The organism is uncultured Gordonia sp. (assembly GCF_937858515.1).
In the GTDB taxonomy this organism is placed as follows: Bacteria; Actinomycetota; Actinomycetes; order Mycobacteriales; family Mycobacteriaceae; genus Gordonia.
Genome location: NZ_CALLZT010000084.1, coordinates 26,257 through 47,166 on the forward strand (window position 1 = coordinate 26,257; position 20,910 = coordinate 47,166).

The following is a 20,910-nucleotide window of genomic DNA, read 5'->3' on the forward strand; positions in this document are numbered from 1 at the left end:
AAGCACTACAAGGAGATCCAGGCCAGAAGGGACACCCACGGCACCGGATGCGCCCAAGGCGACAGGAGCGGCGAAGCCGGCGGGAACACCGAGGGCAATGGGCGCATCGGGGGCCATCAGCACGGAGGCACGCTGCGGGTGCCGCAACGACGCATCGCACTCACCAACGGTGACCACCTTGATGTGTATGACACCTCAGGTCCGTACACCGACCCGTCGGCCGACATCGCCGTCGAACGCGGTCTACCACCGACCCGGGACTCGTGGCACCGGCCCGAACCCGCCCCGGCCGACCCCCGCGCCGGTTCCACCCGGGTGGCATCCACCCAGTTGGCTTGGGCACGGGCGGAAATCGTCACCGACGAAATGCGTTTCGTCGCCGCCCGTGAGGGTTTCGATCCCGAGGTCGTCCGCGAGGAGGTGGCCGCGGGCCGTGCCGTGATCCCCGCCAACCACCGCCACCCCGAGTCCGAGCCGATGATTATCGGCAAACGATTCGCCGTCAAGGTGAACGCCAATATCGGTAATTCCGCTGTGCGCAGCGATATCTCGGAAGAGGTGGAGAAGATGGTGTGGGCCACCCGCTGGGGCGCCGACACCATCATGGACCTGTCCACGGGTAAGGACATCCATCTCACCCGCGAATGGATCATGCGCAACTCCCCGGTGCCGGTCGGCACAGTGCCGATCTATCAGGCACTGGAGAAGGTGAACGGCGATCCCACCAAGCTGACGTGGGAGATATACCGCGACACCGTGATCGAGCAGGCCGAGCAGGGTGTCGACTACATGACGGTGCACGCCGGGGTGCTGCTGCGGTACGTGCCGCTCACCGCCCGCCGGGTCACCGGCATCGTCTCGCGCGGCGGTTCGATCATGGCGGCCTGGTGCCTGGCACACCATCAGGAATCATTCCTGTACAACCACTTCCGCGAGCTGTGCGAGATCTTCGCCAGGTACGACATCACCTTCTCCCTCGGCGACGGCCTGCGACCCGGCTCCATCGCCGATGCCAACGACGAGGCCCAGTTTGCCGAACTGCGCACCCTGGGTGAGCTGACATCGATCGCGAAAAGCTATGGCGTGCAGGTGATGATCGAAGGTCCCGGCCATGTTCCGATGCACAAGATCGTCGAGAACGTGCGTCTGGAGGAGGAACTGTGCGAGGAGGCACCGTTCTATACCCTCGGACCGCTGGCCACCGATATCGCCCCCGCCTACGACCACATCACCTCCGCGATCGGTGCGGCGATGATCGCGCAGGCCGGTACCGCGATGCTCTGCTACGTCACCCCGAAGGAGCACCTGGGACTGCCCGATCGCGACGACGTGAAAGTGGGAGTGATCACCTACAAGATCGCCGCACACGCCGCCGACCTGGCGAAGGCACACCCCCGGGCACAGGAACGTGACAACGCCCTGTCGCAGGCACGTTTCGAGTTCCGGTGGACCGACCAGTTCAACCTGGCCCTCGACCCGGACACCGCCCGCGACTACCACGACGAGACACTGCCCGCCGAACCCGCCAAGACCGCCCACTTCTGCTCGATGTGCGGCCCCAAGTTCTGCTCGATGCGCATCAGCGCCGACGTCCGCGCCTATGCGGAGAAGAACAACCTGGTCACGGCCGAGGACATCGATCGCAAGATCGCCGAGGAGATGGCGGCGAAGTCCGAGGAGTTCGCCGAACAGGGCAACCGGGTGTATTTGCCCCTTGAAACCGTAGGTGTGGAATGACAACCGAACTACCCACCGCGCCCACGGGTCTAACCCCCGTCCGGGTTCTGACCGTCGCCGGTTCGGACTCGGGCGGTGGGGCGGGTATGCAGGCGGACCTGCGCACGTTCGCCACCCTCGGCGTTCACGGCTGTGTCGCGGTCACCGCGGTCACCGTGCAGAACTCCCTTGGGGTACAGGGCTTCCAGGAGATCGAACCGCAGATAGTGGCCGGTCAGATCACGAGCGTCGTCACCGACATCGGGATCGGCGCCGCCAAGACGGGGATGCTCGCGTCAAGCGCGATCATCGAGGCCGTCGTCGATGCCTGCGGCGGCCTGGACATCGGTGGAGACGGCGCCATCCCACTGGTGGCCGATCCGGTGTGCGCGTCGATGCACGGCGATCCACTCCTGGCGACCGGAGCCCTGGATGCGTTGCGCACCGTCCTGTTCCCGATCGCAACGGTGGTGACACCTAATCTCGACGAGGTGCGGCTCATCACCGGCATCGACGTGGTCGACGACGCGTCCCAGCGTGATGCCGCACGCGCCCTGCACGGGCTGGGTGCCCGCTGGGCGCTGGTCAAGGGCGGCCACCTGCGCTCGTCGGCACAGAGCCCGGACCTGTTGTTCGACGGCGCGCAGTTCCACGAGTTCACCCACTCCCGAATCGACACGCCCCACGATCACGGCGCCGGCGACACCTTGTCTGCGGCGATGGCATCGGCTCTGGCACATGGCTTTTCGATGCCGGATGCGGTGGCGTTCGGTAAACGCTGGGTGACCCGCGGGCTGGAGGCCGCCTATCCGCTCGGCGCCGGCCACGGACCGGTCAATCCCCTGTGGAAGGTGGGCTGAGTGCGGTCCCGACTCCGAAACCCGTTGCGGATCAGCGATACTGCGACGCGTATTCGGTGTTGGGCCGCATATCGATCGCAGACGACACCCGGTTGGTCATGTTGAAGAACGCGGCGGTTGCCGAGATGTCCCAGATATCACGGTCACCGAACCCCACATCCCGTAGTCGCTGCCGGTCGGCTTCGTCGAGTTTGGCGGGTTGTTCGGTAACCTTCTCGGCGAATTCGAGCATCGCCCGCTGCCTGTCGTCGAGCGCAGCCGATCGAAAGTTCATGACCAGTTGTTCGCCGAGCAGTGGGTCGCCGGACAGTTGCCGCACCGCCGCGCCATGCGCAGTGAGGCAGTAGTAGCACTTGTTGACCGACGAGACGACGACCGCGATCATCTCCCGCTCCAGTTTCGAGAGTCCGGAATCGCCGAGCATCAGATCGTTGTACATGCCGGTGAAGGCACGCAGCTTCTCCTCGTCGAAGGTGTATGCCTGCAGGACGTTCGGGACCATTCCCAGTTTCTCTTCGCAGATCGCGAAGTACTTGCGGGTGGCCTCGCTGAGTTCCTGCGCGGGCAGATCCAGGGCGGTGATCGGCTCAGACATTCGAACGACTCCGTTCAACTCGTCGGGTGACTCCCATCACACCGTAACCCCGACGCAGACCGGATCGGCGGCCCGCCCTGTCCATCCAGGCTCTATCGGGCTCGGTCAACCCTCCAGCGCGTAGAGGGCGGGAAGGTTGACGACGATCGCCTCCTGCGTGCTGCGGGCGATCACCACGACGGCCGGATTGTCCGGGTCGGGGTTCTCCTCGCGGTGCGGGACGAACGGCGGAACGAAGATGTAGTAGCCGGGCATCGGATTCTCCTCGGGTTCGGCGCACCTTGCGCCGACTATGCCACCGACCGGTGTGTCCCGGAAGGCCGTCCGTAAGCTCGACGGCCATGAGCGAATCCGCAGCCGCAGTCCGTGCCGTCGTGTTCGACGTCGGTGAGACCCTCGTCGACGAATCGCGGCTCTGGCTGCGGTGGGCCGACCGGCTCGGAGTCACCCCGCTTACGTTTCTCGGTGCGCTCGGGGCGTGTGCGGCCACCGACCGGCCGGTCGAGGACGCTTTTTCACTGGTCCGCCCGGATATCGATGTCGCCGCCGAGGATGCGGCGTGGGCGGCCGACGACCCGGCCGGGTTGCGCAATAGCTTCGACGCCGACGACCTCTATCCCGACGTGCGCCCCGCGCTGGCACAGTTGCGGACGTCCGGGCTGCGGCTGGTGATCGCCGGCAATCAGCCCCCGCGCGCACTCACCGCGCTGCGCGCAATGGACCTGCCGGTCGATGAGATCCGCAATTCCGCCGAACTCGGCGTCGAGAAGCCGGATCCTGCGTTCTTCAACGCGGCCGCCGAACTGGCCGGGGTGGCGCCGGAAGAGATCGCCTACGTCGGTGACCGGACCGACAACGATGTGCTGCCCGCTGCCGACGCCGGTATGCGGCCCATCCTGATCCGCCGCGGGCCGTGGGGATATCTCCATGCGCGCCGCCCCGAGGCGGCTCGGGCGACGGTCATCGATTCGTTGCTCGAGCTGCCCGGGCTGCTGGCGGGCACTGCCGTCCGGTAGCCTGCGACCTCTGCAATCACACAACCCACCGACTTGCGTATCGCTGATCGACTGAGGACACGATCCTGCCAGGCCCCTCGACGGTCGGTCGGCACAGGGGATCAGCGAAGCCCATCACACTATGGAGTTGTCAAGGAACATGTTGAGGCTGTGGGTATTTCAGGCGGCGACATCCAGGCGCATGGTGCGCCGGTTGTAGGCCGGGCGTGGCCGTCGACGTGGATCAACCGTTGCCGGTGGAATGAGCCAAGGGTGACGGTCGTAGCCGATGGTGACATCCCAACCGGCGTGGTGGATATCGTCGTGGCACGAGGTGCAGACCAGACATCCGTTGTCCAGGTTGGTTTCACCGCCCCGCGACCAGTGTTCGATGTGATGTACCTGGGTCCACGATGCCGGTGCACCACATTTGATGCACGCACCGCCGTCGCGGACGATGATCGCCTTGCGCAGGTGTGCCGGGAACAGCCGTCGGTCCCGGCCTATCTGCAGCGGGACGGTCTCACCGTCGACGATGATCGTGGTGATCGTCGCGTCGCAGGTGAGTTGTTCTGTGGTGGCCTGCGATACCGGCCCCACCCATGCCAGCGTCGACAGTTCCGGCGTGTCGGACGGAAGTGTCAGCAGGACTGAGGTTTTGGGTGCTCCGGCGAGCATTCCGAGTTCGTGTGCCGCCATCGCCGCGTCGAGTATCCGTTCGACGGCGTCGGCGCGGCGCCGTCCCGCGGGCCGCGCGTCGGGGGAGCCATCAGGCTCAGGCCGGACCTCCGAGAATGCGTCGACAAGCGTCGCAAACTTCTCACCGATAATCGCATCCAGATCGCCCCTGACCCGTGTCCGACCATCGGGGTCCACGGTCACACTGAAGTCATCGATGGCACGGTCCTCCGCCGGCGGCAGACCCGAATCCGATTCATCGGCAACGCTATTGCCGATTCTCCTGGCAGTGGCGGCGACCTCTGAGGGCGACACACCCGAAAATACTTGCGCCACCATCGAATTCTCAAACTCGAAGCGATCTTCGATGCCGAGTTCAGCACCTGCGCGTCGTTCGATGTGCGCGAGTCCTGCGACCACCGCATCAGCATGCTCGAGCGAGAAGTCCCCATCTCGCGTATGCCGACCGACATAGGCCAATCCGGGGAGCGACGTGCCGACACGCACCAACCGGGATGCGACCGACGGCGCACATCCCATGTCTATCAGTAACTTCCGCAACGATCCTCCCCATTTCCTGGTCACCCCGAGCCGATCGAGCACGCCCACCAGTACCGCGGCGTGATGATGTGCGACATTCACCAACGTCAGCATCTCGCGCAGTGCATCGAACGCGCCGCGCCCGTCCATCTCCTGACCGAAGTCAAGGTCGGCCAGTTCTGCGGTAACTCTCCCCAGGTCCATGCCACAACCATAGTCGAACATACTATCGATAGCAAGAGGCATGTCGACCAAATTCGTTCCTGCTCAATCTTTTCCATGAGCCTGATGAGCGAGCCCACGTACGACCACCACACTCTACCACCAATCTCTGATATTTATCAAATGTTGTCGATACAAATCGGATCCCTGATCATGACGGCCGAGCCCGTCTGGGGTGACGACTATCTCATCGACGAACTCCGTTTTGGCGGTAACCCAACCGTGGCAGACATCCCGGCCGCGCCGATACAGGTGCCGGTCGATCAGCGCAGCCTCTGTCGCCGGCGCATGTCCGGCGTACGCCCGACCTGATTGTTCTCGATCCACGCCGCGTCATCGGAATGCGCTTGTGTCCGATCGGGTTTCGCTCAGAGGGGAGAACTGCCCATCGATGGAGAGAACTACCCATTGTCGTTGGTGACTGGTCGGGCGATAGTTGTGATGTCCACAAAAACACTCCCAAAACACAGCAGGAGAAAACAATGAACATCACCAAGACCTCCGCAACCGGTGCCATGATCGCCGCCGCCGGTGCCGTTGCCCTCGGGTTCGCCGCTCCGGCCGCCAATGCCGCTGTGTTCCCGAACAATCCGGTCAACGTGACGCAGTGCTACTACCGCACCGCGACGCCGAGCCAGGAATGCCTGAACACCCCCTCGTACAACGTGAGGTCGAGCTCGGGCAAGTACGTGGTGCAGTTCCGGGCCAATCCCAGCCATTGCTCCAGCATGATCGCCCACATCATCGTTGACGGTACCGAGTGGGGCCGGCAGGTGCTCGGTCCCGGGCAGCGTGATGGCAGCTACTTCATGCAACTGTCACCGGGCACGCACAGGATCGGTGTGCGCGCCACCGGGATCCGGGGCGGCTGCAACACCGGCTCCCTGATCGGCTGGAGCGGTAACCTGCACTTCGAGACCGGCGCCGACGCCGACAACGGCATCGGCATCGGATAAACGGGCATCAGATAAACGGGCATCGGATAAACGGGCATCGGCTGAGCCCGGCGGTCGGTGACCGCGACAATATCAACACCGCACCACGCCCGACTGACCCGTGCCGCGACTCGAACTGCGTCCCGCGTATCGGATATCGCGATAAGCGATTCGCCGGACGAAGTCGGCGACGCGGGAGTGTGTCATCGGAGGAGCGAGGCTTGGCGTTCGCGTAGGTGGTTTTCCAGGTGAGCGGTGGTGCGATCGTCGAAGCCGATCTCGGCGCATCGCTCGATCCAGGGGGTGGCGGCCGAGGTGAGTGAGTCGAGCATCCGGGAGACCGCCCGTGGGCGTAGACCGAGGCGTTCGCCGGATTCGACGATGTGGGTGTGGGTCAACCGGTTGTTGCGGCCGTAGAGCATCATCGCCATCGGATCGCGCCAGCCCGCATACGGCTGCGTACACAGCAGGTCATACGACGGTGTGGGCAGCCAAAAGTCTTCTGGTGCATAGATGGACAGATTCTTTCCGTGCAGATCACCGTTGCCGATGAGCCACGAGAACGACACCGTCTGCAACAGTTCGAGCGTTGCGGCTGCTGCCGAACCTCCGCCGTCCGCGCAGGCGCGGGACAGTTCTTTGATGGCGGTTTCGGTCTTGAGACGGTACTTGCTCGCCGGGTACGCGCCGGCCACCTGACAGGCGTCTTCCTGAGGAATCCGGCGTCCGTCCGGGGTGCGGTCGAAGCGGGCGACCAGCAGTGCACTGACCCCGTTGACATCGTGGACGACCTCGTGGGTCGGGGTGCGCAGACCGCAGCCGCGGGCCATGCGAAGGAAGAAGTCCTCATTCTCGGCGATCCGTGGGTAGCGGGCCGGGCTGAACTTCAAGATCGCGGAGCCTGAGGTTCGGCGAACCGTCGTGGTCAGCCGCTGCGCCGACACCTTCGGCTGCACTCCCGAAAGTGCAATCGGGTCGACGTCGATCGTCTCGCCGAGCGATACCGCGAGCCTGCTGAAATCGGCGACTTCGGGATTGTCGACCGCAGGTTCGACGCCGATCGGTGCCGTGCCTGCGGGTGCGATACGGACGTTGCCGATGGTGTCGGCGCCAACGGAGAGCAGAAGCGTCAAATGGTCGTCGGCGGACGTCTTGGTCGAGGCGATGGCGGCATCGAGCCGCGCCCCCTCAGGTAGGAGTCCGGCGAAGAACGGAGGCACCGCACCACCGTCGGCGGTCGCCTGCCGGAATGTCGGGGTAGACAGCAACGTCCACGCCACGGATCGGTTGCGGACTTCTGTATCACGATGCGCGTCAAGGAATTCGGTGTGGTACCGGAAGGTCACCCGGTCGCGGTCGTCGCGGAGCAGAACAGCTGCTCGCGCGTCGTTGATATAGACGTCCGCCTGCCTCATCTGGCGAAGTTCCGCGGGTGCGGTCATCATCGCGCTTGCCCCGGCCGCAAGACGCCGATGTGGAGGCCGAGTACTTCGGCGACGGCTGTGAGGGCTTCGAGCCGGATCGAGCCGCTGCCGTATTCAAGGGCCTGGACCGTCGACCTGGAAACTCCGCTCAGGTCGGACAGAGTCTGCTGGGTGAGGTTCAGTCCTCGTCGGCGATCGGCGATCGTGGCGCCAATGCTTGTCAAGGCGGGCACAGTTGACCGCTGACGTGGGGTCGTCCGTCGTGGTGCACCCATACAGTCTCCTATGCCTTGTATTTCATGCGTAAGCCTAGATCCATCGTGCCTTCATCGTGCCTCCTGAGTCTATGCTTTGCTTCTCAAGCATAGTAAGTCGCTCGTTGCGCCTTGTGTCACGCTCGCGCTGTAGCTGAGCGGGAACCATCGATGCGGTGCCGTGGGACGTTTGGGGTCGGAATGCGATTGTGCCCAATCAGCTCTTGTTCGGAGGGGAGATCTGCCCATTGATGGAGAGAACTACCCATAGTCGTTCACCGATGGCCGTGAGGGGGACCGAGCCAGAGCGACGGCAGCTACTACATGCAACTCTCGCCAGGAACCCACAAGATCGGTGTGCGTGCCACCGGTATCCGGGGCGGCTGCAACGTCGGCTACCTGTCGGCGTGGGGTGGCAACCTGCGCATCGAGACCGACGCCGACAACGGCATCGGGTAACGGGCATCGGGTAACGGGCATCGGGTAACGGACATCGGGTAACGGGCATCGGGTAACGGGCATCGACTGAGCCCAGCGGTCGGAAGCCGCGACGATACAACACCCCACCGGCGGCGAACGCGAGAAGCATTCGCCGCCGGTCTTGGTGCTGTATGTACTCCGGCACAGTCCGGGAAGACTCGCGTCAGCCGATCCTCACCAGTTCGCTGCAGGCGGTCGAGTTGGGGGACCGAGCTTGCCCAGCGTCGGTAGACAACACCGAGTCAGCAGGACCGAGGTTCCCGCTGGAAGGATGTCAGGATGTCCGGGACACGCCGGAGGTTGGACGCGGTCGTCCCCGCCAGTCCGGGTTTCGCAGCCACGAGCGCCTGGAAGACTTCGTCCTTGGAGTAGTGGTAGGCGGAGACGTTCTACCTGACGTCAATCTCAAGCAGAGGGGCCTCCTCGACTTTCACACTATCGGGACTGCGCTGGCGCGACGGCTGTGAGGCCGAGATAGTGCGCGAGGGCCAGCTCCACCTGTGCCAGTTCGTCGCGGGAGAGGTAGTCGACTGGATCGCCGACCAGGTAGTCGGTGTCGATGGACCGGATCTGATCGATCAGCATCGTTGTCGTTCGCCCCGCGATCTCCAGTTCGGGCCGGTGGATCGCCGGTCGGGCGGAAGTGGACGTCGGGATGACCGTGACCACCGACAGAGGTGATTGCGATGGGGAGATCACCAGACCGAGCCGCCTGCCGCGCTGTTCGCGACCGCGCGCCTGGCCGAGGTCGATGCGGTACACCGCGCCCCGGATCACCAGGCTTGAGGTTCGACGTTGATATCTTCGCCGGTGAGTTGTTCGGCGTCGGCGCGGAACTGTTCGAGCCACCGTTCGTGGTCCAGCAGCCGTAGCGCCCGACGCAGCGTGTCGGAGGTACTTTCCCCGGTCCGCGCAGCCGTGCGGAGTATGCGCTCGTCCTCGGCAGTGGGCCGGAATCCGATTGTTGACATACCCTCATCGTACTGCTTTGTTCAACATTTGTTCTACAGACTTGGCATGCACATACCCGACCACGATTTCAGCTGGTCGCACAAGCAGAACTCGAACGACGACGACGCGACACGACCACGCACCCACACGCCGGGGCGTACCACCCCGGGCACATCGACACCCCGCACTTCGACACCCCGCACTTCGACACCGGAGCGCACCACCACGCCGCAGGCGGTGACCTCGCCCACGACGGGCGATGTCTACTACGGAAACTGCTCGGAGGCCCGGGCAGCGGGTGCGGCGCCGGTCTACGTCGGGCAGCCGGGCTACCGGCCCGCTCTCGACCGAGACGGCGACGGCGTCGGCTGCGAAAGCTGAGCGCTCCACACAAACGCACTGGACCGAAAGGCCCGAGTTCCAGTTCAGCAGGGAATGGCGGCAGATGTTCCGCGGGTGGTGCCGGGCGCACCGGCTGACCGCAGCCACGCCGCGAACACTTCTCGCGCATGGTCGGCCAGTTGTGGTCCGTACCGCCCGGCGTCGGCACGGATGGCCGCCGGGTCGATGCCGTTGGTGGCCAGTTCGTGGGCGTGTCCGATGAGCCATTGCTCGATGCGGTCGTGGTCGGCTTCGAGATGGAATTGGAGGGCGAGGACGGCCGGACCATAGTCGAATGCCTGATGCGGGAATCCTGGGGTGGATGCCAGTAGCCGGGCGCCGTCGGGGATGGCGAACTGGTCGCCGTGCCAGTGCAGTACGGGCACCTGCCCGAGCATCGCGAGCGGATTGTCCGGGACATCGGCGAAAGTCAAAGGTGCATAGCCGATCTCGATGCGTCCGGTGGGTTCGACCGCCGCACCCAGTGCCGCGGCGATCAGTTGCGCACCCAGACATACCCCCAGCGTCGGCAGGCCGCGGTCGATTCGCTCAGCGATGGCCGCGATCTCGTCGGTCAGGTAGGGGTAGGCGCGCTGGTCGCCCACCCCGATGGGGCCGCCCAGGACCACCAGCAGGTCGGCGTCGTACACGGCGTCCGGGTCAATGCGGTCGATGCCGGCGTCGACGTAGTCGATCCGGTAGCCGGACTCAATCAGCACCGGAGCGAAGATGCCGAGATCCTCGAACAGGAGGTGTCGGATCACGAGGACTGTCGGGGTGGCGGACATGGCTTACTGGTGCTCCTTCGTCGAGGGCCGAACGCAATCGGTATACACCAGCCAACTACAAGAACGGTGCACGCACTGAAGTGGCGGCGGTGTCAGAGCTGGGGGATCACCTTTTCGGCGAGGTCGGTGATGGTGCGCATGGTGATGTCGGCGTCGGCGATGGCCTCGGCGTAGAACGCGAGACGCCTGGCGCCGGTCGTCTCGATGAACCGGCCGAGCCCGTCGACGACCTGCTCGACCGAGCCGACGATCGCGGCGTGCACGGCCATCTTCACCTGATCTTCGGAGGTGAGCGGCTTTCCGTCGGGACCGACGTGAAACTCGGGGGCCTGCGGGACGTGCGGATGGTCGCCGTCCTTGAACGATTGCAGCGCAACCTTTTCGAGCCGATGCCGAATGTCGGGGTCGTCGTCGACGATGACGGTCAGGGTGTGCAGGTGCCGGGGATCACCCACCGGATCGAATGACCGGTAGGCCTGTTCGATCTGTACCCGCGGCTCAGCGGGCATCGCGAAATAGTGTTGCAGCGCAAGACCATTGCGAGCGGCCAGCTCCAGGCCGGCCGCACCGGTGGTGCCGAGTAACAGTTCCGGATGCGGCTGCGTGAGCGGCGCGGGTTGCAGGTCCGACTCCGGCGCCCAGTGGGTGAGGATCTGCCGCGCACTCGACGCCGGCTCGTCGTCCCAGCGGGCGAAGTCGACGCCGAGCACATCGTAGTCCTTCCGATATCCGCCCCGGCCCAGACCGAGGCTGAACCGGCCGCCGCTGAGTTGGTCGAGCAGCGCGGACCGTTCGGCCATCTCCACCGGATGCAGCAGCGGCGACAGCGTGACCGCGGTGCCGACGCGGATCCGTTCGGTGCGGCCGAGCAGGAATCCGGCGGTGGTGAGCGCGCTCGGGTTGATGCCGAATCGGATGAAATGGTGTTCGGTGACCCACAATTCGTCGTAACCGAGTTGTTCGGCGGCATCGGCCTCGCGCAGCGTCAGGTCGAACACCCCGGCCGTGGTGGGCGCGAGGTTGGCGCCCATGTTCAGGAACAGTCCGAAGGTCCGGTCGCTCACACCTGTGATAGCGGTCATGGTTCGAGGTTAGCCAACCCTAACTAACCTGTCGATAGTCAGCATTCGACGATATTGAGCGGCACGTGCACGGCAAGTCCGCCCGTTGCGGTCTCCTTGTACTTACTGTGCATGTCGCGGCCGGTATCCCGCATGGTCGCGATCACCTGGTCGAGACTGACCCGATGGGTGCCGTCGCCGCGCAACGCCATGCGGGCGGCATTGATGGCCCTACCCGCCGAGATCGCATTGCGTTCGATGCACGGAATCTGGACCAGTCCGCCGATCGGGTCACAGGTGAGACCGAGGCTGTGTTCCATCGCGATCTCGGCGGCATTCTCGACCTGTGCCGGTGAGCCGCCGAGGACCTCGGCCAATCCCGCGGCGGCCATCGCGGCAGCCGACCCCACCTCGCCCTGGCAGCCGACGTCGGCACCCGAGATCGACGCGTGCTCCTTGATCAGCGCGCCGACGGCACCCGCGGTGAGCAGGAACCGCACGGTCACATCGTCGTGGTCGGCGCGTCCCGCGGACGTGTAGCGACGCGCGTAGTACAGCACGGCGGGCACGATGCCGGCGGCGCCGTTGGTGGGAGCGGTGACCACCCGCCCACCTGCGGCGTTCTCCTCGTTGACGGCCAGCGCCACCAGGTTCACCCAGTCCTCGGCGAACTCCGGCGCCCGGTCGGGGTCCTCGTACACCAGCCGCTGCCACCACGCCTTCGCCCGGCGCTTGACGTTCAGACCGCCCGGCAGGACACCATCGGTTCTCATACCGCGACGCGCACATTCGTGCATCACGTCGGCGATCTCCAGCAGATACTTGGCGACGTCGTCGCGCGAGCGGTGCACCGCCTCGTTCGCGAGGGTGATGTCGGCAATCGAGCACCCCGACGATGCACACAGCTCAAGCAGTTCCCGGGCATCCGAATAGGGACATGGGACAGTGTCGGCGGCGGGTCCACGCGACGACGCGGCGGCCCACTCCGATGCCGTGACGACGAAACCACCGCCCACCGAGAGATAGGTTTCCTCCGCACTGGGTGCAGGGTCAATTCCAAAGGCACGCAATGTCATCGCATTCGGATGCTCGGGCAGGTACGTATTCGCCCGGCAGACGATGTCGTCGGTGGTGAACGGGATCTCGATCAGGCCGCCGATCCGGATCCGGCGGTGCACCGCCATCCAGGCGAGCCGCTGCTGTTTGGTGTCGGTGGAGATCGTCTCCGGCCGTAGTCCCTCCAGCCCGAGGAGGACGGCGTCGAGGGTGCCGTGACCGGCGCCGGTGGCGGCGAGGGAGCCGAACAGTTCGGCCTCCACCCGGATCGGCTCGACGAGCAGACCGCGGTCGGCGAGGTCGGCGACGAAGCGCTGTGCGGCGCGCATCGGTCCGACGGTATGGGAACTCGACGGTCCGATACCGATGCTGAAAAGCTCGAAAACACTGACAGTCATGGCTTTGACCTCGATGGATAGTGTACTGCGGATTCTTCTCCCCGATGGCTGCAAGTTCTGGAGTCCGATTGACAACGCAACGGACAGGCTACACCATTGTTGCATGACACGCGCTTAGTTGCGCTGGTCGCAACAACTGTTAGGTCCGAACACTCACCTCTTCGTGATCGACTTCTGATCTCACACACCAACCGACATGCAAGGACAGCCCAGATGACAGCCCCCGGAGCAGATCTGCCACAGCATCCGGACTTCTTGTGGCACAACCCCGATCCCCGGCCGAACTACGACGTGGTGATCGTCGGCGGTGGTGGACACGGCCTGGCCACCGCGCACTACCTGGCCCGCAATCACGGGATCACCAACGTGGCTGTGCTCGAACGCGGTTGGCTCGGTGGCGGCAACATGGCGCGCAACACCACCCTGATCCGCTCCAACTACCTGTGGGACGAGAGCGCTCGCATCTACGAACACTCGCTGAAGCTATGGGAGGGCCTCGAGGACGAACTCGGCTATCAGATCCTGTTCAGCCAGCGCGGCGTGCTCAACCTCGCACACACCGAACAGGACGTGCGTGACAGCATCCGCCGCGTGGAAGCCAACCGGCTCAACGGAATCGACGCCGAATGGCTCGACCCCCAGCAGGTGGCCGACGTCTGTCCCATCGTCAACGTGTCCCCGAACATCCGTTATCCGGTGCTCGGCGCCACCTTTCAGCCACGTGGCGGCATCGCCAAACATGACTATGTGGCATGGGGTTTCGCCCGCAGCGCGGTCAACGCCGGCATCGACATAATCCAGAACTGCGAAGTCACCGGCTTTGCCACCGACGGCGGCCGGGTCACGGCGGTCGAAACCTCCCGCGGACGCATCGGAGCGGGCCGGGTGGCGTTGTGCGCGGCCGGACACACCTCCACGCTCACCGACCGGCTCGGGGTTCCGGTGCCGGTGCAGTCCCATCCGCTGCAGGCGCTCGTCTCGGAGTTGCTTGAGCCGATCCACCCGACGGTGGTCATGTCGAATGCGGTGCACGTGTACGTCTCCCAGGCGCACAAGGGTGAACTGGTGATGGGTGCGGGCGTGGACTCGTACAACGGGTACGGGCAGCGGGGCGCGTTCCACATCATCGAAAGGCAGATGGCGGCGGCCGTCGAACTGTTCCCGGTGTTCGCGCGCGCCCGGTTGCTGCGCACGTGGGGCGGCATCGTCGACGTCACGCCCGACGCCTCTCCGATCGTCGGTACCACCCCGTACGACAATGTCTACCTCAACTGTGGCTGGGGCACAGGCGGATTCAAGGCGACACCGGGGGTGGGCTGGTGTCTGGCGCATACCGTCGCAACCGGTATGCCGCACGAGATCAACGCCCCGTTCACGCTGGAACGCTTCTACACCGGTGCGCTCATCGACGAACACGGCGCGGCCGCCGTAGCTCACTGACCTACAGCTCACTGACCTGAGAGATATTGCGATGCAACTGATTCCATGCCCTCACTGCGGGCCCCGCGAGGAAACCGAGTTCCACTACGGCGCCGCGGCCGGTATCGACTACCCGGAGAACCCGGCCGGACTCGACGACACCGAGTGGGGCCGATACCTGTTCTTCCGACCCAACCCGAAAGGTGTTCTGGCCGAACGCTGGTGCCACGTCGCCGGCTGTCGGCAGTGGTTCACCGCCGAACGCGATACCGTGACCTACACATTCCGTGCCTCGGCAGCCAAGGATGATGAATCATGAGCCAGTCCAACCGCATTGCAGCGGGAGGCCGGGTCGATCGCGATCGGCCCGTCGACTTCGTCTTCGACGGTGTGACCTACACCGGATACGCCGGGGACACTCTCGCCTCGGCGCTGCTGGCCAGCGGGGTGCGCACGGTCACGACCAGCGTCAATCTAGGCCGCCCACGCGGTATCAGCGGATCATGGGCCGAGGATGCCACCGCCCAGGTCGGTATCGACGCACCCTTCATCGAGCCGATGGTACCGGCGACCACCGTCGAACTGTGTCCTGGTCTTGTGGCGCACGGGGTTCCGGGTTGGGGAAGGCTCAGTACCGAACCCGACACCGCACGTTACGACAGGCTCCACCACCACCCCGACGTGCTGGTCGTCGGGGCCGGTGCGGCCGGCCTCATGGCGGCGTTGATCTGCGCCCGCGCCGGGGTGTCCGTCCTGCTCGTCGACGAACGCAACGAACCGGGTGGGTCGACACCGGGTGCCTCGTGGGTTGCCGCTGCCGTCGCCGAGTTCGACGCATTCGAACGCACCACCAGACTGGTCCGCACCACCGCGTTCGGTGGCTACGACGACGGTTTCGTGCTGGCCGTCGAGCACCGTACCGACCATCTCGGGGATCAAGCACCCGCACATGTCTCGCGGCAGCGTTTGCACCGCATCCGGGCCCGGCACATCATCATCGCGGCCGGTGCGCATGAACGTCCGATCGTGTTCGCCGACAACGATCTTCCCGGGGTGATGCTCGCCGGATCCGCCGCCGACTACGTTTGCCGGTACGGGGTGCGCCCCGGGTCCACTGCCGTCGTCTACACCGCCTGCGACTCCGCCTATGAGGCCGCGTTCGCGCTCTCCGGTGCCGGCACAACGATTTCCGCCATCGTCGACACCCGGGACGAGGTCGCGTCGGACCTGCTCGACGAGGCTCGTAAGCTGCGGATTCCCGTCCACCCGGGCGGCTATGTGGTTCGCGCGTTGGGAGCCGCCACTCACCAGACCCTTCGTGACGCCTCGCCTAACGGCTCGGCTCCTCAGGGATCAAGAGGCACCACCACGACCGACAAACCACACAAAACAAGAAACACCACCACAACCAACGAACCACACAAAACAAGAAACACCACCACAACCAACGAACCACACGAATCATGGGTAACCACAGACGAATACGCGGCGACCTTCTTGATCCCTGAGGCCGAAGCGACGAAGGAGCGAGGGTCTCGAAGGGTCCGGCGACCAGAGGCACATGAGGTGATCGGGGCGGAGATCAGTGCACCGGGACTGAACACCGGGACCGTGATCGATTGCGACACCATTCTGGTGAGTGGAGGATGGAATCCGGCGGCGCACCTGTGGAGTCAGCTACGGGGCACGATTGCATTCGACGAGACTGCGGCGGCGTTCCTTCCGGTGGGTTCACTTATGAACGTCGAGATCGTCGGCGCGGCAGCGGGTTTGCTCACCGAGAGCGGCTGTCTCACCGACGGCCGCCGAGGTGCGCTGGCGGCGCTGCGCAAGATGGGCATACCGCTACCCGAATTCCGGGGCGTACCGAAGACACCCGAACGCACCCCGGCGGCGACGGCGATCTGCTGGCGTAGTCCCGGCGACCCATCCACTGCGACAACCTCATTCGTTGATCTGCAGCGTGATGCGACGGTCGCCGACATCGCCCGCGCCATAGGCGCAGGCATGCGGTCGGTGGAGCACGTCAAGCGGTACACCACCATCGGCACCGCCCACGATCAGGGCAAGACCTCGGGGATCGTGTCGTCGGGCATCGTCGCCGACTTGCTCGGGGTTCCGGTCGCCGGCGCGGGCACCACCACGTTCCGTCCGCCGTACACACCGGTGTCGTTCGCTGTGCTCGCCGGACGTGATCGGGGTGATCTTTACGATCCCGTGCGGCGCACCCCCATTCACGACTGGCATGTCGAATCGGGGGCGGTGTTCGAGGACGTCGGCCAGTGGAAACGGCCCCGCTTCTATCCGCGCGTCGGCGAGGACATGGACGCGGCGGTCCTCCGCGAATGTGCCGCGGTCCGTTCAGGTGTCGGCATTCTCGACGGGTCGACGCTCGGTCTGATCGAGGTGGCCGGACTGGATGCCCCCGCGTTCATGGACATGCTTTACACCAACCTGATGAGCACGCTGAAGCCCGGCAAGATCCGCTACGGGGTGATGTGCGGCGCGGACGGGATGGTGATCGACGACGGCACGGTGATGCGGCTCGCAGACGATCGCTATTGGGTGTACACGACCACCGGCAACGCGGCGTCGATCCTGGACTGGATGCAGGAGTGGCAGCAGACCGAGTGGCCGCAGCTGCGGGTGTTCAGCACCTCGCTGACCGATCACATGGCCACGTTCCCGGTGGTCGGGCCTCGCTCCCGCGAGGTGATCGGTGCCGTGTTCGGCGAGCTCGACGTGGCCAATGACGCGTTCGCGTTCATGGATTGGCGGGACACCACCTTCCGCGGCGTGCCGGTGCGGGTGGGACGGGTCAGCTTCTCCGGCGAACTCGCGTTCGAGGTGAACGTTCCCGCCGGGTACGCACGCGCTGTGTGGGACGCCCTCGTCAAGGCCGGTACGTCGTACGGGATCACTCCGTACGGCACCGAGGCGATGCACGTCCTGCGAGCGGAGAAGGGCTATCCGATCATCGGGCAGGACACCGACGGCACCGTCACACCGCACGATCTCGGCCTGGGCTGGGCGGTGTCCAAACGCAAACCCGACTTCATCGGAAAGCGTTCCTATGCAAGGCAGTCCAATCTGGACCCGAACCGCAAACAACTCGTCGGACTGCTGCCGGTGGACGCGACCACCCGGTTGCCGGAGGGGTCACAGGTGATCGACCACAACCCCGATCGGGTCGTGCCGCCGGCCCCCGTGCCGATGCTCGGGCACGTCACCTCCAGCTACGACAGCGCCGAGCTCGGCCGGCCGTTCGCACTGGCCCTCGTCGGCGGCGGCACCGGACGCATCGGCACCCGGCTCGACGTGCCCGTCGGCGATCGGCTCGTCGAGGGCGAGGGCCCCCCCCCCGTGTACGTCGATCCCGAAGGAGCCCGCCCCGATGGCTGAGATACCCATGATCACGCCCCTGGCAAGCTGGGCGTGGCGCTTCGCGGCGCTCGCACCGGCCGTGCTGGTCTCCGAAACACCGGTCGCGGCAATCAGTGTGCGCACCACCGACCCCGGCGTGATCGACGCACTCACCCTGCCCGGTGCGTGCGCGATCAGCTCCGCCGACGGCACCGACGCGATCTGGCTGGGACCCGACGAGTGGCTGCTCACCCGCCCGGGAATCGCTGCGCACGACTGGCTCCCCGTCCTGCAGACATCGGTGGACGCCGGCAAATCCGCGCCGGGCGGAACCTATCTCGCCGACACCACCGGCCAACGTACCCGCATCACCCTCGATGGACCTTATGCCGCAACGGTTCTGGCGCACGGATGCGCGATCGACCTGTCGCCGGGCCGATTCGGGGACACCGCCGCGGTGCAGACCTTCCTCGCTCAGGCCGGCGTGATCGTGCACCGCGAGAACAGTGGTTTCGCCTTGTACGTACGCTCCTCGTTCGCCGACTATCTCGCCGCGTGGATCGTCGACGCCGCAACCGAATACACCGCCACAACCGAGTCCCCCACCGCCCAGCGCAGCGGAATGTCCGCAAGGATGCTCTGATGACCAGCCCGAAAGAGACGGACAAGACCGATACCACGGGAGGTGACCGGCAGACCGGGAGCACCGTCCAATCCGTCGACCGGGCACTGCAGATCCTCGAACTCATCGGCCGGGCCGGGTCGGCCGGCGTCAGCGACCTGGCGGGGCAACTGGGCGTCCACAAGTCGACGGTGTCGCGGCTCGTCGCATCGCTGGAAGCACGCGGATTCGTCGAACAGGTGCCGGGCGGGCGCGACTACCGGATCGGTTTCACAGTGGTGCGCCTGGCCGGAACCACCGCCGCCAAACTCGACCTCGCCACGTACGGCCAGGACGTGTGCAACCGGGTCGCCGCCGCCACCGGCGAAACCACCAACCTTGCGGTGCTCGACGGCACGCAGGCCATCAACGTCGTCGAAGCACTGGGCACCGCGAGCGTCGCGATGCACACCTGGATCGGACAGGCGACCCCCGCACACGCCACATCGTCGGGCAAGGTGCTGCTCAGCGCGCTCACCACCGCGCAGCTCCGCGACCTCCTCCCGGCGCGGCCGGCGGCGTACACCGACAACACCGTCACCGACCGCACGCGACTCATAGACGAACTCGGCGTTGTCGCCGAACGCGGCTGGGCGGTCGCCGACGAGGAACTCGAGGTGGGAATGGTGGCCGTCGCGGTCCCCGTGCGCGACCACACCGACGGCATCATCGCCGCGCTGACCATCACCGGACCTCGCTACCGGATCGATCCCGCCGACGCCCCCACGATCGCCGCCGGCCTGGCCGCGTCGGTGGCCGAACTGAGCGCGAAGTTCGGCCACACCGGCACCTGACCCGACCGCTCCGCCGACCCAGGCCATTCGATCCGTGGCGCAATTCTGTGATTGCCGTCACAATACCTACATGACTGACACCGGTGTTCTCGCGAAGATCGAGGCAGAGGCGGCCCAGTACCTGTCCGCCGGCGAATGGACACACGCACTCGCCGAGTATTCGGTGCTGCGGGAGATCCGATCCCGCCGCGAAGGCCCCTACTCGGTCACCTACCTGTCCAACCTGCACGATTGCGTGCGGTGCATGTCGCAGCTGGCGCTGTGGTCCGACAGCGACCAAGCGTGCCGCGAACTGCACAGTAAGTACGTCCGGACGCACGGCCGCGGGCAGGCGTCGACCGTCGACGTCGCCAAGCACTGGGCGTGGGCGCTCGTGCATCTCGGGCAACTGCCGCCGGCGACGGGTCTGTACCTGATGACCGCCGACGCACTCTGGGACACCGACCCCGCGCAGGCAAGACGACTTCTGGGCGCGGCTGCCGCCTACCGAACGCGCGCCGGCCTGGACACGCCGACCTCTCCCCGGCCGCTGCTGCACGAACCGGACGTGACCGCGGCCCTGGCCGACCTGACGGCCTGGCTGGCCGAAGCCGCAGGCGACGACCGGGTCACTCTGACCATCGACGGTCTGGCCACCGAGATCGGCTGAGCACTCCGCCGCCTGTGGATGGAACCTTGCCACCACTCCGCACATCGGTATGGTGATCAGTATGGCGAGTTCGCAGAAGGTGACAGTGACCCTACCTGTCGAGTCGGTGCAGGCGATCCGCGAGTTGGTCGCAGAGGGCAAAGCCGACAGCGTGTCCGGATTTGTGCAGCACGCCGTCGCGGTCTCGCTCGACGACGTGGCCGGATGGGGTGCGATGCTCGCACAGGCACTCGAAGAAACCGGTGGCCCGCTCACCGCGGAAGAGCGGGAATGGGCCGACCGCATTCTCGGTGTGGATGATTCCGTCGCGTGAACGGTGTGACGCTCGACGCGGGCCCGCTGATCCAACTCGACCGCGGACGGCGGCAGGTCATCGCCTTGCTGGCCTTGGCAACCGAGCGTGGAGGAATCATTACGATCCCTGGATCTGCCCTCGCGCAGGCGATCCGAGACCCTGCCCGGCAGGCACGACTCGCCCGGTTGGTGCGTCAACCGCGCACGAACGTGGTACCGCTCGACAAGGTCGACGCAACGAACGTAGGACGGTTGTTGGCCGCGAGCGGCACGTCCGACATCGCAGATGCACACGTCATCGTTTGTGGGCGGCGAGCCCGCCAGACAATCGTGACGAGCGACCCGGACGATCTGCGCGCGCTCGATCCCTCAATCGACCTCATCACGGTGTGAAGC

Annotated in this window: 22 protein-coding genes and 3 pseudogenes; 15 read left to right on the forward strand and 10 right to left on the reverse strand. The window is 65.5% G+C overall.

The genetic code is table 11. The features are described 5' to 3' along the window. Nucleotides 1-132: 132 nt before the first annotated feature. Nucleotides 133-1,737, forward strand: a pseudogene (gene thiC, locus Q0627_RS07485) (phosphomethylpyrimidine synthase ThiC); the annotation flags it as partial. Further along, nucleotides 1,734-2,576 (forward strand): bifunctional hydroxymethylpyrimidine kinase/phosphomethylpyrimidine kinase, encoded by an 843-nt coding sequence (gene thiD, locus Q0627_RS07490; protein ID WP_291016369.1) that lies wholly within the window; start codon nucleotides 1,734-1,736, stop codon nucleotides 2,574-2,576. The pseudogene thiC and the gene thiD, both read left to right, overlap by 4 nt. Before the next feature lie 31 nt (nucleotides 2,577-2,607). Here the strand turns inward: thiD and Q0627_RS07495 are convergent, their stop codons facing one another. Together Q0627_RS07495 and Q0627_RS07500 are read right to left on the reverse strand one after the other, a co-directional pair. Next, the gene (locus tag Q0627_RS07495; RefSeq protein ID WP_291016367.1) at nucleotides 2,608-3,171 is read right to left on the reverse strand and encodes a peroxidase-related enzyme; all 564 of its coding nucleotides are present in this window, start codon (nucleotides 3,169-3,171) and stop codon (nucleotides 2,608-2,610) included. Between the two features lie 105 nt (nucleotides 3,172-3,276). Continuing rightward, nucleotides 3,277-3,423, reverse strand: a pseudogene (locus Q0627_RS07500) (cupin); the annotation flags it as partial. 89 nt (nucleotides 3,424-3,512) lie between these two features. Between Q0627_RS07500 and Q0627_RS07505 the strand changes: the two are divergent. Further along, entirely contained in the window at nucleotides 3,513-4,187 is a 675-nt protein-coding gene (locus tag Q0627_RS07505) for an HAD family hydrolase (protein ID WP_298808781.1), read from the forward strand. Between the two features lie 159 nt (nucleotides 4,188-4,346). Here the strand turns inward: Q0627_RS07505 and Q0627_RS07510 are convergent, their stop codons facing one another. Then, nucleotides 4,347-5,588: an HNH endonuclease signature motif containing protein gene (locus Q0627_RS07510; protein ID WP_298808782.1), complete on the reverse strand. Its 1,242-nt coding sequence runs from the start codon at nucleotides 5,586-5,588 to the stop codon at nucleotides 4,347-4,349. 84 nt (nucleotides 5,589-5,672) lie between these two features. Between Q0627_RS07510 and Q0627_RS07515 the strand changes: the two genes are divergently transcribed. Continuing rightward, complete coding sequence (locus Q0627_RS07515; RefSeq protein WP_298808784.1) at nucleotides 5,673-5,918, forward strand: hypothetical protein; 246 nt, start codon at nucleotides 5,673-5,675, stop codon at nucleotides 5,916-5,918. 170 nt (nucleotides 5,919-6,088) lie between these two features. Further along, the gene (locus Q0627_RS07520) at nucleotides 6,089-6,562 is read left to right on the forward strand and encodes a hypothetical protein (protein WP_298808786.1); all 474 of its coding nucleotides are present in this window, start codon (nucleotides 6,089-6,091) and stop codon (nucleotides 6,560-6,562) included. 182 nt (nucleotides 6,563-6,744) lie between these two features. Here the strand turns inward: Q0627_RS07520 and Q0627_RS07525 are convergent, their stop codons facing one another. Continuing rightward, nucleotides 6,745-7,956: a type II toxin-antitoxin system HipA family toxin gene (locus tag Q0627_RS07525; protein WP_291018639.1), complete on the reverse strand. Its 1,212-nt coding sequence runs from the start codon at nucleotides 7,954-7,956 to the stop codon at nucleotides 6,745-6,747. A 26-nt stretch (nucleotides 7,957-7,982) separates the two neighbouring features. Continuing rightward, entirely contained in the window at nucleotides 7,983-8,189 is a 207-nt protein-coding gene (locus Q0627_RS07530; RefSeq protein WP_291018647.1) for a helix-turn-helix domain-containing protein, read from the reverse strand. 354 nt (nucleotides 8,190-8,543) lie between these two features. Here Q0627_RS07530 and Q0627_RS07535 point away from each other — a divergent pair, with 354 nt between their 5' ends. Beyond that, on the forward strand, nucleotides 8,544-8,678 hold the full coding sequence (locus Q0627_RS07535; RefSeq protein WP_291018649.1) for a hypothetical protein: 135 nt from the start codon (nucleotides 8,544-8,546) through the stop codon (nucleotides 8,676-8,678). A gap of 456 nt (nucleotides 8,679-9,134) precedes the next feature. On the opposite strand, the gene Q0627_RS07540 is transcribed toward Q0627_RS07535, so the two are convergent. After that, the gene (locus Q0627_RS07540; protein WP_298808788.1) at nucleotides 9,135-9,476 is read right to left on the reverse strand and encodes a type II toxin-antitoxin system PemK/MazF family toxin; all 342 of its coding nucleotides are present in this window, start codon (nucleotides 9,474-9,476) and stop codon (nucleotides 9,135-9,137) included. Next, a complete protein-coding gene (locus tag Q0627_RS07545) occupies nucleotides 9,473-9,670 on the reverse strand; it encodes a hypothetical protein (RefSeq protein WP_291018659.1) in 198 nt (65 codons plus the stop codon). The genes Q0627_RS07540 and Q0627_RS07545 overlap by 4 nt, the downstream gene beginning before the upstream one ends. Nucleotides 9,671-9,911: 241 nt before the next feature. Here Q0627_RS07545 and Q0627_RS07550 point away from each other — a divergent pair. Next, nucleotides 9,912-10,031 (forward strand): annotated as a pseudogene (locus tag Q0627_RS07550) (excalibur calcium-binding domain-containing protein); the annotation flags it as partial. A gap of 44 nt (nucleotides 10,032-10,075) precedes the next feature. Here Q0627_RS07550 and Q0627_RS07555 read toward each other — a convergent pair. The 3 genes from Q0627_RS07555 to Q0627_RS07565 form a co-directional block, all read right to left on the reverse strand. Next, nucleotides 10,076-10,819, reverse strand: a complete 744-nt coding sequence (locus tag Q0627_RS07555; RefSeq protein WP_298808793.1) for a glutamine amidotransferase — start codon at nucleotides 10,817-10,819, stop codon at nucleotides 10,076-10,078. Between the two features lie 92 nt (nucleotides 10,820-10,911). Beyond that, complete coding sequence (locus Q0627_RS07560; protein ID WP_298808795.1) at nucleotides 10,912-11,901, reverse strand: LLM class flavin-dependent oxidoreductase; 990 nt, start codon at nucleotides 11,899-11,901, stop codon at nucleotides 10,912-10,914. Between the two features lie 38 nt (nucleotides 11,902-11,939). Beyond that, complete coding sequence (locus Q0627_RS07565) at nucleotides 11,940-13,334, reverse strand: L-serine ammonia-lyase (protein ID WP_298808797.1); 1,395 nt, start codon at nucleotides 13,332-13,334, stop codon at nucleotides 11,940-11,942. Between the two features lie 213 nt (nucleotides 13,335-13,547). On the opposite strand from Q0627_RS07565, the gene Q0627_RS07570 reads away from it, so the two are divergent. The 8 genes from Q0627_RS07570 to Q0627_RS07605 all read left to right on the forward strand — a co-directional run bounded on the left by Q0627_RS07570 (nucleotide 13,548) and on the right by Q0627_RS07605 (nucleotide 20,907). Next, nucleotides 13,548-14,774, forward strand: a complete 1,227-nt coding sequence (locus Q0627_RS07570; protein WP_291018670.1) for a sarcosine oxidase subunit beta family protein — start codon at nucleotides 13,548-13,550, stop codon at nucleotides 14,772-14,774. A 31-nt stretch (nucleotides 14,775-14,805) separates the two neighbouring features. Next, nucleotides 14,806-15,072 (forward strand): sarcosine oxidase subunit delta, encoded by a 267-nt coding sequence (locus Q0627_RS07575; RefSeq protein WP_291018673.1) that lies wholly within the window; start codon nucleotides 14,806-14,808, stop codon nucleotides 15,070-15,072. Beyond that, on the forward strand, nucleotides 15,069-18,155 hold the full coding sequence (locus tag Q0627_RS07580) for an FAD-dependent oxidoreductase (RefSeq protein ID WP_298808803.1): 3,087 nt from the start codon (nucleotides 15,069-15,071) through the stop codon (nucleotides 18,153-18,155). Before Q0627_RS07575 ends, Q0627_RS07580 begins: the two co-directional genes overlap by 4 nt. After that, nucleotides 18,148-18,759: a sarcosine oxidase subunit gamma gene (locus Q0627_RS07585; protein ID WP_298808805.1), complete on the forward strand. Its 612-nt coding sequence runs from the start codon at nucleotides 18,148-18,150 to the stop codon at nucleotides 18,757-18,759. The genes Q0627_RS07580 and Q0627_RS07585 overlap by 8 nt, the downstream gene beginning before the upstream one ends. Beyond that, nucleotides 18,759-19,571 carry an IclR family transcriptional regulator gene (locus tag Q0627_RS07590; RefSeq protein ID WP_298808808.1) on the forward strand — a complete coding sequence of 271 codons (813 nt, stop codon included), beginning with the start codon at nucleotides 18,759-18,761 and terminating at the stop codon, nucleotides 19,569-19,571. The genes Q0627_RS07585 and Q0627_RS07590 overlap by 1 nt, the downstream gene beginning before the upstream one ends. Before the next feature lie 70 nt (nucleotides 19,572-19,641). Further along, nucleotides 19,642-20,220 (forward strand): hypothetical protein, encoded by a 579-nt coding sequence (locus Q0627_RS07595; protein ID WP_298808809.1) that lies wholly within the window; start codon nucleotides 19,642-19,644, stop codon nucleotides 20,218-20,220. A 61-nt stretch (nucleotides 20,221-20,281) separates the two neighbouring features. Then, entirely contained in the window at nucleotides 20,282-20,533 is a 252-nt protein-coding gene (locus Q0627_RS07600; protein WP_291018456.1) for a hypothetical protein, read from the forward strand. Further along, entirely contained in the window at nucleotides 20,530-20,907 is a 378-nt protein-coding gene (locus Q0627_RS07605; protein ID WP_298808811.1) for a PIN domain-containing protein, read from the forward strand. Before Q0627_RS07600 ends, Q0627_RS07605 begins: the two co-directional genes overlap by 4 nt. The last annotated feature ends 3 nt before the right edge of the window (nucleotides 20,908-20,910 follow it).

Bases quoted from the DNA above. Each gene is read 5' to 3' on its own strand.
- thiD (WP_291016369.1), top strand. From the start codon at position 1,734: ATGACAACCGAACTACCCACCGCGCCCACGGGTCTAACCCCCGTCCGG.
- Q0627_RS07590 (WP_298808808.1), top strand. From the start codon at position 18,759: ATGACCAGCCCGAAAGAGACGGACAAGACCGATACCACGGGAGGTGAC.
- Q0627_RS07595 (WP_298808809.1), top strand. From the start codon at position 19,642: ATGACTGACACCGGTGTTCTCGCGAAGATCGAGGCAGAGGCGGCCCAG.
- Q0627_RS07495 (WP_291016367.1), bottom strand. From the start codon at position 3,171: ATGTCTGAGCCGATCACCGCCCTGGATCTGCCCGCGCAGGAACTCAGC.
- Q0627_RS07535 (WP_291018649.1), top strand. From the start codon at position 8,544: ATGCAACTCTCGCCAGGAACCCACAAGATCGGTGTGCGTGCCACCGGT.
- Q0627_RS07580 (WP_298808803.1), top strand. From the start codon at position 15,069: ATGAGCCAGTCCAACCGCATTGCAGCGGGAGGCCGGGTCGATCGCGAT.
- Q0627_RS07515 (WP_298808784.1), top strand. From the start codon at position 5,673: ATGAGCGAGCCCACGTACGACCACCACACTCTACCACCAATCTCTGAT.
- Q0627_RS07565 (WP_298808797.1), bottom strand. From the start codon at position 13,334: ATGACTGTCAGTGTTTTCGAGCTTTTCAGCATCGGTATCGGACCGTCG.
- Q0627_RS07555 (WP_298808793.1), bottom strand. From the start codon at position 10,819: ATGTCCGCCACCCCGACAGTCCTCGTGATCCGACACCTCCTGTTCGAG.
- Q0627_RS07510 (WP_298808782.1), bottom strand. From the start codon at position 5,588: ATGGACCTGGGGAGAGTTACCGCAGAACTGGCCGACCTTGACTTCGGT.
- Q0627_RS07570 (WP_291018670.1), top strand. From the start codon at position 13,548: ATGACAGCCCCCGGAGCAGATCTGCCACAGCATCCGGACTTCTTGTGG.
- Q0627_RS07505 (WP_298808781.1), top strand. From the start codon at position 3,513: ATGAGCGAATCCGCAGCCGCAGTCCGTGCCGTCGTGTTCGACGTCGGT.
- Q0627_RS07575 (WP_291018673.1), top strand. From the start codon at position 14,806: ATGCAACTGATTCCATGCCCTCACTGCGGGCCCCGCGAGGAAACCGAG.
- Q0627_RS07525 (WP_291018639.1), bottom strand. From the start codon at position 7,956: ATGAGGCAGGCGGACGTCTATATCAACGACGCGCGAGCAGCTGTTCTG.
- Q0627_RS07585 (WP_298808805.1), top strand. From the start codon at position 18,148: ATGGCTGAGATACCCATGATCACGCCCCTGGCAAGCTGGGCGTGGCGC.
- Q0627_RS07520 (WP_298808786.1), top strand. From the start codon at position 6,089: ATGAACATCACCAAGACCTCCGCAACCGGTGCCATGATCGCCGCCGCC.
- Q0627_RS07560 (WP_298808795.1), bottom strand. From the start codon at position 11,901: ATGACCGCTATCACAGGTGTGAGCGACCGGACCTTCGGACTGTTCCTG.
- Q0627_RS07600 (WP_291018456.1), top strand. From the start codon at position 20,282: ATGGCGAGTTCGCAGAAGGTGACAGTGACCCTACCTGTCGAGTCGGTG.
- Q0627_RS07545 (WP_291018659.1), bottom strand. From the start codon at position 9,670: ATGTCAACAATCGGATTCCGGCCCACTGCCGAGGACGAGCGCATACTC.